Here is a 13,602-nt window from a genome sequence, read left to right as displayed (position 1 = left end):
TATCGGTGCTTCTGAGTATGAAATCTTATCTGTTGATGATGAGAGAGTAATGCTCTATGACTATGATATGCCACTGTTCAATAAGGAATTTTCACGCACAGAGTTTGACAGAAAAGTGCGAGAGAATCCGATAAATGAGCATTTGATTGTAAAAGAAGAACCTGCCGAAGAAAGAAATGAAGCGGAAGAAGTTCAGACCAATATGGGCAGTATGCCGATAGAGGATTATCGAGAGATAGTAGCTTCGCAGTCAGGTTTTGACAGCTATGATGAAATGTATAAGCAGGGGTATCGCATAGGAAACGGTTACGATAAAGAGCCTGAGCCGGTAGTTCCCGCTTGGGAGCAGAAGAAAAAGGTCAAGGGCTTTGACCTGCACCCTGATGTGCCTATGGCAGACCGTCATACCTTTAATCTCAGAGAAAATGAGGTTGAAACGGTAGGTAAAAAGGAACGCTTCCGCAGAAATATTATGGCGATACAGCTTCTTAAAAAGTGTCAGGAAGAAAACAGATTTGCCACTCCTGAAGAACAGATTATCTTATCAAAGTATGTCGGTTGGGGTGGACTTTCAGAAGTCTTTGATGAAAATAATTCAGCGTGGGCAACTGAATATCTGGAACTTTCTTCGGTATTAACATCGGAGGAATATGCTTCGGCAAGAGAAAGCACGTTGACTGCGTTCTACACGCCGCCCGAAGTTATCACAGCCATTTATAAGGCAATGGAGCAGATGGGCTTTAAGGAAGGCAACTTGTTAGAGCCGTCCTGCGGTATCGGTAATTTCATCGGTATGCTGCCGGACGCAATGCAGGACAGTAAGATTTACGGTGTGGAACTTGATACGATTTCCGCAGGGATTGCACAACAGCTTTACCAGAAAACAACCATTGCGGCACAAGGATTTGAAGAAACCAATCTGCCGGACAGCTTTTTTGATGGAGTGGTTGGCAATGTGCCTTTTGGAGATTTTAAGGTATCGGATAAAAGGTACGACAAGCATAAGTTTCTGATACACGATTACTTTTTTGCCAAGTCCCTTGATAAGTTAAGACCCGGCGGTGTGATGGCTCTTGTAACGAGCAAAGGCACAATGGATAAGGAAACTTTAGCAGTACGAAAGTATATTGCACAGAGAGCAGAGCTTCTTGGAGCAATTCGATTGCCGAATAATACCTTTAAGGGTAATGCAGGAACGGAAGTCGTTTCGGATATTCTTATCCTGCAAAAGCGTGACAGACTGATAGATATTGAGCCGGATTGGGTTCATCTTGATACCGATGAGAACGGAATTAAGATGAACTCTTATTTTGTGCAGCACCCCGAAATGATACTCGGAGAAATGAAAATGGTATCGGGGCGTTTCGGTATGGAAGCAACTTGTGTGCCGTATGAAAATGCAGACCTTGCAGCACAGCTTGATGAAGCAGTAGCAAACATTCACGGAGAAATCACGGAATATGAAACTGAGGAAGAACTGGAGGAGGAAGATAATTCTATTCCGGCAGACCCGACAGTGAGAAACTTTTCCTATACGGTGGTAGACGATAAAATCTACTATCGTGAAAATTCCCGTATGACTCCGGTGGAAGTGTCGGCAACCGCAGAGAACCGAATTAAGGGTATGATTGCTATTAGAAATTCCGTCAGAACGCTGATTGAATTGCAGACAGAAGATTACCCTGACAGCGAAATCAAAGCGGAGCAGGAGCGATTAAACAGACTTTATGATACCTTTTCAGGTAAGTACGGACTCATTAACAGCCGTGCAAATACTTCTGCTTTCTCGCAGGACAGTTCATTCTCTTTGCTTTCCGCATTGGAGATAATCGGAGAGGACGGAGAACTGGAGCGTAAGGCTGATATGTTTTCTAAGAGGACAATTAAGCCGCATACTCCGGTTACTTCTGTTGATACGGCAAGCGAAGCGTTGGCGGTATCTCTTGGAGAAAAAGCCACGATTGATATGGACTATATGATGGGGCTTTCCGGTAAATCGGAGAATGAAATCTTTGAGGACTTAAAGGGTGTTATCTTCCTAAACCCGCTTTATGAGTATGGAAATTCTTACGAACCGAAGTATCTGATGGCTGATGAATACCTTTCGGGTAATGTCAGGGAAAAGCTGAGGATTGCAAAGAACTCGGCAGAACTCTATCCGGAAGATTATAAGGTCAATGTAGAAGCACTTCAAAAGGTGCAGCCGAAAGACCTGACTGCAAGTGAAATTTCCGTGCGACTTGGTGCAACTTGGCTGCCACCGGACGATGTGCAGGAGTTTATCTTTCATTTGCTTGAAACACCACGTTATGCACAGTGGAATATCAAAGTTCACTTCTCTCCATTTACGAGTGAGTGGAATATTGAGGGAAAATCCTATGACAAAGGAAATGTAAGGGCATATAACACTTACGGAACTTCCCGCATCAATGCCTATAAGATTATTGAGGAAACGCTGAATTTAAAAGATGTGCGTATCTTTGATTATATCGAAGATGATGAGGGAAAGAAAAAGGCTGTCCTAAATAAAAAGGAAACAGCGATTGCTCAGTCGAAGCAGGAAATGATTAAGCAGGAATTTCAGGACTGGATATGGTCTGACCCTGAACGAAGGGAAAGGCTTTGCAAATCTTACAATGAGAAATTCAATAGCGTCAGACCTCGTGAGTATGATGGAAGTCATATCATCTTCAATGGTATGAATCCTGAAATTGAACTCAGGGAACATCAGAAAAATGCGGTTGCTCATATCCTTTACGGAGGAAATACACTTCTTGCACACGCAGTCGGAGCAGGAAAAACTTTTGAAATGGTAGCGGCAGCACAGGAGTCGAAAAGGCTTGGGCTTTGTAACAAGTCACTGTTTGTTGTACCAAATCACTTGACCGAACAATGGGCGGCTGAGTATTTGCAGCTCTATCCGGCGGCGAATATCCTTGTCGCAACAAAGAAAGATTTTGAAACCAAGAACCGTAAAAAGTTCTGCGGCAGGATTGCAACTGGAGATTATGACGCAGTTATCATCGGACATTCACAGTTTGAAAAAATCCCGATGTCCATTGAAAGACAGAGGGCAATCTTAGAACAGCAGCTTGAGGAGATAACCGGAGGAATTGCGGAACTCAAGCGAAACCGAGGGGAAAACTTCTCCATAAAGCAGCTTGAAAAGTCAAAGAAATCTATCAGGCAGAAACTTGATAAACTCAATGACCAGACGAAAAAAGATGATGTTGTAACCTTTGAGGAACTTGGTGTAGACAGACTTTTTGTTGATGAAAGCCATTATTACAAGAACCTTTATCTTTATACAAAAATGCGTAATGTGGGCGGTATCGCACAGACGGAAGCACAGAAATCTTCCGACCTCTTTATGAAGTGTCGTTACCTTGACGAGATTACCGGAGGACGAGGAACCGTATTTGCAACGGGTACACCTATCTCAAACAGTATGGTGGAACTCTATACGATACAGCGATATTTGCAGTACAACACGCTTGTGAAAAATGGGTTGCAGCACTTTGATGCCTGGGCTTCCACTTTCGGAGAAACCATTACGGCAGTGGAACTTACACCGGAAGGAACAGGATACAGAGCAAAGACAAGGTTCGCAAAATTCTATAACTTGCCTGAACTAATGGCGATGTTCAAGGAGATAGCGGACATTAAGACAGCGGATATGTTGAACCTGCCAGTACCGGAAGCAAAGTACCATAACATTGCAGTAAAGCCGTCAGAAATGCAGAAAGAAATGGTTGCTTCCCTTGCAGAGAGAGCTGAGCAGGTGCGTGGCGGCGGTGTGGATTCAAGTGTAGATAATATGCTGAAAATCACGAATGATGGAAGAAAACTGGCTCTTGACCAGCGTATGCTAAACGATATGCTGCCTGATTTTGAGGGCAGTAAAATCAATGCCTGCGTTGATAACATCTATCGAATATGGGAAGAAAATGCCGACAAGAAATCGGCACAGCTTGTGTTTTGTGACCTTTCCACGCCGAAGAATGACGGCACATTTTCCGTCTATAACGACATTAGGAAAAAGCTGATTGAGAGAGGTATTCCTGAAAGTGAAGTAAAATTTATACACGAAGCCGACACGGATATGAAGAAAAAGGAACTGTTCCAAAAGACACGCAAGGGAGAAGTCAGGGTGCTTCTTGGCTCTACTCAGAAGATGGGAGCAGGAACGAATGTGCAGGATAAACTTATCGCACTTCACGATGTGGATTGTCCGTGGCGACCTTCAGATTTGGAGCAGCGTTCCGGTAGAATTGTCCGTCAAGGCAATGAAAATCCGCAGGTTGATATTTACCGTTATGTAACAGAGCAGACCTTTGATGCATACCTCTATCAGCTTGTGGAAGGTAAGCAGAAGTTCGCAAGTCAGATTATGACGAGCAAATCTCCGGTTAGGTCGGCAGAGGATATTGATGAAACCGCACTGTCCTATGCAGAGATAAAAATGCTTGCAACAGGTAATCCATATATCAAAGAAAAGATGGACTTAGACATTCAAGTACAGAAGCTAAAGATGTTAAAATCCAATTTCTTATCGGAGAAATACGGACTGGAGGATAAGGTCATCAAATTCTACCCACAACAGATTACTTACTTGAAATCCCGTGTAGAGGGACTTACCAAAGATGTTGAAACAGCAAAATTACACCCGAAACCGATAGACGAGCAGCCGCTTGGAATGATGGTATCGGGTGTTTCTTATTCCGAAAAAGCCGAAGCAGGTCAGGCAATCATCAATGCCTGCAAGTCAATGAACAGTCCCGATGCGATACCACTTGGCGAGTACCGTGGCTTTCAAATGGAACTGTATTTTGATACGGTGCAGCGTAATTATGTTGTGAAATTAAAAGGCGAAACAAGCAGAGATGTACCGCTTGGCGATGATGCTCACGGTAATATCGTGAGAATAGATAACGGCATAGAACGCTTTGAGGAAGCACTTGCTGATACGAAAAACAGCCTTGAAAATACGGAGAAGCAGTTTGAAACAGCGAAGCAGGAAATCGAAAAGCCGTTTGCAAAGGAGGAAGAATTGAGGGCAAAAACTGCCAGACTTGATGAGCTGAATATCCTGCTCAATATGGATAAAAAGGAAAATGAGATTGTCGGCGGAGAGCCTGATGAGGGCGAAGCAGTCGGCGGCAGAAAGGAGAAATCGTATGAGAGATAAACAGAAAGGCGGTGGTCGATATGCCTTTTATCGCACCTGAGTTAATCATTCAGGCGAAACAGATGGACTTATTAACCTACCTGAAAAATTATGAACCGTATGAGCTGGTTAAGTTTTCAGGTAACACCTATTGCACCAGAACCCACGACAGTTTGAAGATTTCAAACGGGAAATGGATATGGTGGTCGAGAGGTATCGGTGGCAGGAGTGCTTTGGATTATCTGATTAAGGTCAAAGGTTACAGCTTCCTTGAAGCGGTGGAAACCATTATCGGACACACAGCGATTCAGGTTCCGGTCTATGAAAAGCCACAGCCAAAAGAGGAAAATAAACCGCTTCTTCTCCCTGAAAAATGTGCTTCCAACATAGTGATTACAGAGTATCTTTTCGGGAGAGGAATAGATTTTGAAATCATCAATTACTGTATCTCTAATGACCTTATCTTTGAGAGCCTGCCGTATCACAATGTTGTGTTTGTAGGCTATGACGAGAAGAAAGAACCAAAATATGCAGCCTACCGTTCCACGAATAAGCGTAGGATTATGGGCGATTGCAGTGGCAGTAAAAAAGATTATTCTTTTCGGCTTGGTAAGGAAAACTTGGAGGAAGTACACCTCTTTGAGTGTGCCATTGATTTGTTATCCTATGCCACGCTTGCGAAGCTGAACGGGCAGGATTGGAAAGAAATGAGCTTTGTTTCGCTGTCCGGGGTGTATTCTCCGGCAAAGAAAATTGAGGACAGTAAAGTGCCGATTGCACTGGAAAAGTATCTTGGCAGCAACCCATCTGTCAGGAAAATCCGTATCCATTTTGACAATGATATAGCGGGCAGAAAGGCAGCACAGACCTTAAAAACCATTCTGCCGGATAAGTATGAAATCGTTGATGAACCACCAAAAGCAGGTAAGGACTTCAACGATTTTCTTTGTATGCGGATGGGAATTTACAATAAAAAAACACACGAAAGGAATGAAGAACGATGAATGATACAAAGATTAAAGTTCTCTTGGTAGAACCGGAAAAGTACCCGAAGGAAATTGTAATCGACGACAGTCTGGAAGCAATGCAGGAGGTTGTCGGCGGGGATATTGAGGAATATATGCCCTTTGATGATGACGTTGCAATCATCTGTAATGAGGAAGGAAAGATGAGAGGACTTCCGCTTAATCGTGCTGTTTATGTGCAGGACAACGATAAGAAAGAGATGGTTGATATTATCTGCGGCAAGTTCTTTATCTGTTATGCACCGCCTGAGAGTGAGAGCTTTCAGAGCTTGCCGGACGATATGATGAAGAAGTATAAGGAACAGTTCAAGTATCCTGAACGCTTTTCTAAGGAAGTGGGCGGCAATATCGTGGCTGAACCTTTTAAGCCGAAATCAAAGGATTATGAGAGATAGTAGCCTGAGAACGGGGCAACCCAGAGGAGATGTTTAATCTTAGCGAGCAGACCATTTGGATAAACACAGTTTCCCAAACGGTAAAAGGCTCGTTAGGGGTTGCCCCTAATATCCCGTGAGAAAGGAGAATTTGATTTGAGAGAGTTATTACTTATCGCCGCCGGAACACTGCTCGGCAGTTGTCTTGGCGTTACGATGATGTGCTTATTCCAGATTAACAAAGATTGCAGAGTAAAGAGAAAGGAAGATACCGATTATGAGAAAGAGAAACATTCAGAAGATTGTACGCTTTAACCGCAAGGAAGCACAGGATTTGGCAGCTAAGGCAAAGAAGGCTTGTCTTTCCGAAGCAGGGCTTATCCGTTTGCTTATCAGAGGTTACGAACCGAAAGAGAAACCCGATGACCGTTTCTATGATGTGATGAGGGAACTTTCCTCTATCGGTAATAACATCAATCAGCTTGCTGCCAAAGCAAATACGCTTGGTTTCATTGACGCACCTATGCTGAAGAATGAAGCTGCGAAGTGGAATAAGTTCCAGTCAGAGATTGAGAGAACATATCTTCGTCCGAATCAGAGCGAAATGAAATGGCAGTAACAAAGTTGTGGTCGGTAACAGAAAGGCTCGGTCAGGTCATTGACTATGCGACCAATCCGGAAAAGACTTCTGTAAATATCAAAAGGGAGTTTTCGCCGGAACAGTATCAGGCGCTTGCAGATGTTATTGCTTATGCAAAGGATGAAGAAAAAACAGAGCGAGAATTTTATGTTGAGGGTATCAACTGTAATGTGGCGATTGCCCGTGACCAATTCATAACGGTTAAGGAGCAGTACCAAAAGACAGACGGTATCCAAGCCTATCACGGATATTTGAGTTTCAAGGAAACAGATATATCTCCTGAGATGGCACAGAAAATCGGAATGGAATTTGCAAATGAAGTGTGGGGTAAAAGATTTCAGGTCGTTGTGACAACCCACCTGAACACAAAGCACCTGCATTGCCATTTTGTCATCAACTCTATTTCTTTTGTCGATGGCAAACATTTGTGGGGAGAGGAAAAAGCGTGGTTCAAATTCCGAAAAGTTGCAGACAGGATTTGTGAGAAGTACGGACTTTACTATGACCCGAATCCGAACCGCAGTAAGCAGTCGGAGTATCTGACGATGAAAGAAAAGGCAGGTATGCCGACACGCTACTCGGTTGCAAAGGAAGCCATTGATTATGCTATCGACCACAGCAAGACCCTGAAAGAATTTCAGTTTGCTCTCAAGGAAATGGGATATGCCTATAATCTAAGTCCAAGCCGAAAATACTGGACGGTCATTCCAAAGGGATACGATAAGCCGATACGACTGAAAAATCTCGGAGCAGATTATACCAATGACCGGATTGTAGAGCGTATCAAAGAAAATCGTGACAGATGGGCAGAGATTGAGCCGTTCCAGAGGGCGATTTATAAACCAAGACAGTACCGTATGCAGACCAGAGGGCAGAAGCTGAAAAAGAAAGGCGGACTTTATGGGCTGTATCTGTATTACTGTTACAGACTCGGTTATCTGCCCAAGTATAAGAAACAGAATAACGCAAGGCTTCATTATCTTTTGAAAGATGATTTGATGAAGCTCGATAAGATTACTGATGAAGTAAGGCTGCTCGGACGAGAAAATATTTCCACGGACGAACAGCTTTTTTCATATAAGACTTCCTTAGAGGAGCAGATGAAAAATCTGATTGCCGGAAGAACACATCTCCGAAAAAAGATAAGAACAAATATTGATGATGGTCAGCTTCAGGCGGCAAAAGATGAAATCGCTTCTATCAATGGAGAATTGAAAAAACTCCGACGGGAAGTAAAACTCTGCGAGGATATTGCAGAGAGGTCAAAGGTTATGGAAGAAAACCTTGAGCATATCGAAACAGAGGAACAAAAACAGCAGAGAAAGGAGAAATCACGCTATGAACAACGGTGGTGACGCAGCAGAGCAGGTCGTTAGGCTTTCGCTTGAAGGATTTGAAGTTGCTGCAAGATTAAGCGGTTCGGCGGCGAAGAATATCGCATTGCTTTTGGTATCGGTTCTGAAGCAGGAACAAAAGACGAAGGGCAAAGCAAGGCTTACCAATATGATTAAGTCAGGCAAGGAGCTGAAAGTCTTTTCCATTCCGCAAAAGGATTTGAAGAAGTTTACCGAACAGGCAAAACGCTATGGCGTTCTTTATTGTGTCCTCAGAGATAAGAACACAAAGGGAGAGAACGCTCCGGTAGATATTATTGCAAGAGCAGAGGACGCTTCTAAAATTCAGCGTATCGTTGAAAGATTTGAACTTGGCAAGGTGGATAAGGCTTCGATTGTCAGTGAAGCAGAGAAGGCTATCGCAGACCGTGAAGCGGTTGAGAAAGAAAAGCCGACCAAATCCAAGAGTGAAATCATTATGGAAGAAGCAGTCAGAAATCCAATGCAGAAAGAGGAGCGAGCAAACGCAAACCCCTCAGTCGCCAAAACAGACAAAAGCCCTCTGTCAAGGCAAAACTCAGAGCCGGTAGAAACGCAATCTGATAAGGGTGTTGCAAAGCCAGTGGAAAAGCCATCGGTCAAAGAGAAACTTGACCGTTACAAGGCACAGGCAAAACAGCAAAAAGAAGCAGAGCGTAAAGAGCCGGAGGTTAAGAAAGACGGCAAGAAGCCGCAGCAGAAAAACGGTCAGACGGTACACCGTCAGCCGAAGAAGAACCCCAAAACAAAAGAGAGGTAATTCACTATGACAAATGATTTCAAACCCGCAAAGGCTGGCGGTAATCAGCCAAGATTATCCAAAGAGGAGTATGCAGAAAAGAAGCGAGCAGAAAAAGAAAAAGTCTATCAGATGATTGATGATGCTGCCCGTGAGATTGTGAGTGACCCTGAGAAGTTCAAGAACTTTCTTGATACGCAGAGTCGAATGGACAGATATTCCGCAGCAAATGCTCTCCTTATTTACAGTCAGTATCCGCAGGCGACACAGCTTAAAGATTTTGATGATTGGGGTAAGGACAATGTGAAGATTACCAAAGGGGCAAAGAGTATTTCTATCCTTGAACCAGTGGAATACACAAGAGCAGATGGTTCTCCGGGTATTTCCTACAATGTCAAAAAGGTATTTGATGTTACGCAGACAAATGGAAGAAAAGCTCCGGCAGTATCAGCAAACCGTGACCCGAAAGCACTTATCACGACAATGCTTGATGTATCTCCGGTGGAGGTTGCGGCAACCGATGAACTTCCGTATCCGAATATGGCAGCTTTCTATAATAATGAAAAGCAGACCTTGTATGTGAAGCGTAATGTGGGCGACAGCGTAGCAGTTGCTCAGTGTGTCGCTCAGGAACTCGGACACGCACAGCTTTCCATCAACAGCGAAAGTTACAGCCGCAGGGATATGGGCTTTCAGGCAGTGTGTATCGGATATATGATTTGCAAGAAGTATGGCGTAGATACACAGAATTTTGCAATTAACCGTATTCCGGAGGGACTGGCTTCCAAAGAGCCGAAAGAAATCCGTGCGGAGCTTTCCAAGACACGAAATGCAATGGCAGAAATTCACAGTCATATCTCTGATGAAATGTTCCGCAAAAAGCAGGTGCGTTCAAAGGACTATGAGAGATAACGGAGGGCAGATATGGAAAAAGAAAAACTCTACCACATTGCTTTGGACGATTATGAACACGGTGTTGTCATTCGCTCCTTAAACGATGAGAAAACAAAGTTGATGGAGGAAGGCAAGTCCGCAGACGCAGTAGACGACCTGCTTGTAAAAGTCGGAAATGCCCCATTGAAAAAGTTCAAAGTGATTGAAAGGAAACGCTCAGATGAAGCGAGATAATGACAGGCAGACTGCCATTATTTTATCCATTGTCGGTATCGTTCCGGTTATATGGCTGTCACTTCTGATTGCACCTTCCATAAGCGGAGGACTGCCGGAAATAGCAGCCAATCTTGCGACACTTTTTGATAATCCATTTTCCATAAAATTATGTGGGGACAGCCTGAAAACTGTCCTCATTTTGCTTTTGTGCTATGGAATGGGTATCGGGATTTATTTCTCAACAAGAAAGAATTACCGCAGACGAGAAGAACACGGTTCTGCCAAATGGGGCAATGTCAGAGCCATTGATAAAAAATACCGACAAAAGCCACTATCAGAAAATAAGCTGATGACTCAGAATGTGTGCATTGGACTTAATGCTAAGAAGCACAGACGAAATCTGAATACGCTTGTGTGCGGTGGCTCCGGTGCAGGTAAGACGAGGTTTTATGCAAAGCCTAATATTATGAATGCTGCAAGAAACAGCTATGTGATATTAGACCCGAAAGGGGAAATCCTGCGAGATACGGGACATCTTCTTGAGAAGAAAGGTTACGAAGTGCGTGTGCTTGATTTGATTTCAATGGAGAAAAGCCATTGTTACAATCCGTTTGTTTATTTGCAGAATGACAATGATGTGCAGAAGCTCGTAACCAATCTTTTTAAGAGTACCACTCCGAAAGGTTCACAGAGCAATGACCCATTTTGGGATACGGCAGCGTCAATGCTTCTGCTTGCACTTGTATTTTATCTGCATTATGAAGCACCGCCGGAAGAACAGAATTTTGCGATGGTAATGGAAATGCTCAGAGCCGGGGCGATTGAGGACGAGGACGACCCAAGTCCTTCTCCGCTTGATAATCTGTTTTCGGATTTGATGATAGATAATCCTGACCACATTGCTTTGAAGTATTATCACTCTTATCATTCCGGTTCTTCCAAAACATTAAAATCTATACAGATAACCCTTGCAGCAAGGCTTGAAAAGTTTAACTTGGAAAGTCTTGCTGCTCTTACTTCTGCCGATGAACTGGATTTGCAGTCACTCGGAGAGAAAAAGGTGGCACTGTTTGCACTGATACCGGATAACGACTCTAGTTTCAACTTCTTGGTATCCATTCTTTACACACAGCTTTTTCAGCAGTTGTTTTATGCAGCCGACCATATCCACGGCGGTTGTCTGCCGATGCCTGTTCATTTTATGATGGACGAATTTGCCAATGTTTCACTGCCGGACGACTTCGACAAAATACTGTCGGTTATGCGTTCCCGTGGGGTATCTGTAAGCATCATCTTACAGAACTTGGCACAGCTTAAAGCCTTGTTTGAAAAACAGTGGGAGAGCATTGTGGGTAACTGCGATGAATTTCTTTACCTTGGTGGAAATGAGCAGTCAACCCATAAATATGTGTCGGAGCTGTTGGGCAAGGAAACCATTGATACCAACACGTTCGGAAAGAGTACCGGAAGAAGCGGTAATTATTCCACCAACTATCAGATTAGCGGCAGAGAGTTACTTACCCCTGATGAGGTGCGTATGCTCGATAATCAGTACGCTATTTTGTTTATCCGTGGGGAAAGACCCATTATGGATTTCAAATATGACATTATGAAACACCCGAATGTGGCACTTACCACAGACGGAAAGGCGAGTCCTTATAAGCATGGAGAAGTCACAAAAGATATTGCTTCGATTGCCATTTGGGACATTGACCCTGCAACACTTCCTGAAAAGGAAATGGAAGAAACGAACTGGGAACTTCTTTCCGAGGAGGAGATGGAAGCTCTGTTCATAAACAATCAAACAAATTAAATTTTGGAGGTATTCAACTATGACTATTTTTAAGAAAAAAGCAACTGACATTCAGGAAACAAAGAAACTGCCTATGACCGGAAAGGTTAAGAAAGGCTTCCGTGCTTACTGCACAATGGTCATTGTCGGTGCGTTGGCACTTGGAATGACAACGACTGCATTTGCAGCGAATGACCCGCTTACCGTAGTCAATAATCTGTCCGATTTTATCTTCGGACTTATCCGTGCCATCGGTATGATTTTGCTTGGCTTTGGTATCGTGCAGGTCGGTCTTTCACTCAAATCTCACGACCCTTCTCAGAGAGCCAATGGCTTCCTGACTCTTGCGGGTGGTGTCATTATCACTTTTGCGAAAGAAATCCTTACTCTTATCACAGGCTAAGATAAGAGTTACACAGTTATCGAGGGGTGTGCCAAGTTAAGGTACACCCCTTAATTGTAAGGAGGTGCTTTGAATGAGTGATAACTGGGTAGTTCAAAATCTTGAAAATGCCCTTGAAACTTGGAATGAGAAACTGTCAGAAATATGGACGCTCATCACAACTACACCGCAGAACTTTAAGGGCGGGAATATCTGGAAGGTTATCGTTGACATCAACGGTGCGGTTCAGGCTATCGGGCTTGCCTTGCTTGTATTGTTTTTCGTGATAGGTATGGTAAAGACCTGCGGAAGTTTTACAGATGTGAAGAAACCGGAACACGCTCTGAAACTCTTTGTTCGTTTTGCACTGGCGAAAGGTGTTATCACATACGGAATGGAGCTTATGCTTGCATTATTTAATATCGTGCAAGGTACGATTTCAACCATTATGAATGCTGCCGGATTTGGAACTCCGGAACAGACGACTTTGCCCGCAGAGATGGTAACGACCATAGAGGATTGCGGATTTTTTGAGAGTATCCCTTTGTGGGCGGTAACGCTTATTGGAGGATTATTTATCACGGTGCTGTCGTTTATTCTGATAATGACAGTGTATGGACGATTTTTCAAGTTGTATATGTACACAGCACTTGCACCGATACCGCTTTCCACATTTGCAGGAGAACCGACACAGAATGTCGGCAAGAGTTTTATCAAGAGCTATTGTGCAGTTCTGCTTGAAGGGGCAGTCATTGTACTTGCTTGTATTATTTTCTCCGTATTTGCTTCATCGCCGCCAGTAGTGAATCCTGACGCAGCAGCAGTTACGCAAGTGTGGGCATATATTGGGGAATTGGTATTTAATATGCTTGTTCTTGTCGGTGCAGTGAAAATGTCTGACCGTATTATCCGAGAGATGATGGGACTTTAAGGAGAGATTTTGAGATGAACCAAAGAGATTGTAAGAAATGTGTTTACTATGGCGGTAAACGAAAAGGCA

11 protein-coding genes and 1 pseudogene are annotated in these 13,602 nt (G+C 43.6%); all 12 read left to right on the top strand.

Annotated features, from left to right (window positions below; translation table 11 throughout):
* Nucleotides 1–400 precede the first annotated feature (400 nt).
* Nucleotides 401–5,188: pseudogene (locus tag ACIRUQ_RS11555) on the top strand (N-6 DNA methylase); the annotation flags it as partial.
* A 20-nt stretch (nt 5,189–5,208) separates the two neighbouring features.
* The gene (locus ACIRUQ_RS11550; RefSeq protein ID WP_055291058.1) at nt 5,209–6,171 is read left to right on the top strand and encodes a DUF3991 and toprim domain-containing protein; all 963 of its coding nucleotides are present in this window, start codon (nt 5,209–5,211) and stop codon (nt 6,169–6,171) included.
* On the top strand, nt 6,168–6,587 hold the full coding sequence (locus ACIRUQ_RS11545) for a DUF3846 domain-containing protein (RefSeq protein ID WP_023920505.1): 420 nt from the start codon (nt 6,168–6,170) through the stop codon (nt 6,585–6,587). Before ACIRUQ_RS11550 ends, ACIRUQ_RS11545 begins: the two co-directional genes overlap by 4 nt.
* A 135-nt stretch (nt 6,588–6,722) precedes the next feature.
* The gene (locus ACIRUQ_RS11540) at nt 6,723–6,881 is read left to right on the top strand and encodes a DUF3789 domain-containing protein (protein WP_087203228.1); all 159 of its coding nucleotides are present in this window, start codon (nt 6,723–6,725) and stop codon (nt 6,879–6,881) included.
* A complete protein-coding gene (locus ACIRUQ_RS11535) occupies nt 6,844–7,185 on the top strand; it encodes a plasmid mobilization protein (protein ID WP_002594670.1) in 342 nt (113 codons plus the stop codon). The genes ACIRUQ_RS11540 and ACIRUQ_RS11535 overlap by 38 nt, the downstream gene beginning before the upstream one ends.
* Complete coding sequence (locus tag ACIRUQ_RS11530; RefSeq protein ID WP_055291060.1) at nt 7,176–8,561, top strand: relaxase/mobilization nuclease domain-containing protein; 1,386 nt, start codon at nt 7,176–7,178, stop codon at nt 8,559–8,561. Before ACIRUQ_RS11535 ends, ACIRUQ_RS11530 begins: the two co-directional genes overlap by 10 nt.
* Nucleotides 8,545–9,339, top strand: a complete 795-nt coding sequence (locus ACIRUQ_RS11525; protein WP_055291062.1) for a PcfB family protein — start codon at nt 8,545–8,547, stop codon at nt 9,337–9,339. The genes ACIRUQ_RS11530 and ACIRUQ_RS11525 overlap by 17 nt, the downstream gene beginning before the upstream one ends.
* A 6-nt stretch (nt 9,340–9,345) precedes the next feature.
* A complete protein-coding gene (locus ACIRUQ_RS11520) occupies nt 9,346–10,230 on the top strand; it encodes a hypothetical protein (protein WP_055291064.1) in 885 nt (294 codons plus the stop codon).
* A gap of 12 nt (nt 10,231–10,242) precedes the next feature.
* Nucleotides 10,243–10,446 carry a hypothetical protein gene (locus tag ACIRUQ_RS11515; RefSeq protein ID WP_008789327.1) on the top strand — a complete coding sequence of 68 codons (204 nt, stop codon included), beginning with the start codon at nt 10,243–10,245 and terminating at the stop codon, nt 10,444–10,446.
* The gene (locus tag ACIRUQ_RS11510) at nt 10,433–12,241 is read left to right on the top strand and encodes a VirD4-like conjugal transfer protein, CD1115 family (RefSeq protein ID WP_055291066.1); all 1,809 of its coding nucleotides are present in this window, start codon (nt 10,433–10,435) and stop codon (nt 12,239–12,241) included. Before ACIRUQ_RS11515 ends, ACIRUQ_RS11510 begins: the two co-directional genes overlap by 14 nt.
* Nucleotides 12,242–12,260: 19 nt before the next feature.
* On the top strand, nt 12,261–12,623 hold the full coding sequence (locus ACIRUQ_RS11505) for a hypothetical protein (protein ID WP_015512775.1): 363 nt from the start codon (nt 12,261–12,263) through the stop codon (nt 12,621–12,623).
* A gap of 73 nt (nt 12,624–12,696) precedes the next feature.
* A complete protein-coding gene (locus tag ACIRUQ_RS11500; RefSeq protein WP_002594677.1) occupies nt 12,697–13,533 on the top strand; it encodes a hypothetical protein in 837 nt (278 codons plus the stop codon).
* Nucleotides 13,534–13,602: the final 69 nt, after the last annotated feature.

This window comes from Eubacterium ramulus (genome assembly GCF_045002895.1).
Lineage (GTDB): Bacteria > Bacillota > Clostridia > Lachnospirales > Lachnospiraceae > Eubacterium_I > Eubacterium_I ramulus.
The sequence above is the reverse complement of the archived record's forward strand: the minus strand, read 5'-3'. Positions and strand labels throughout refer to the sequence as shown.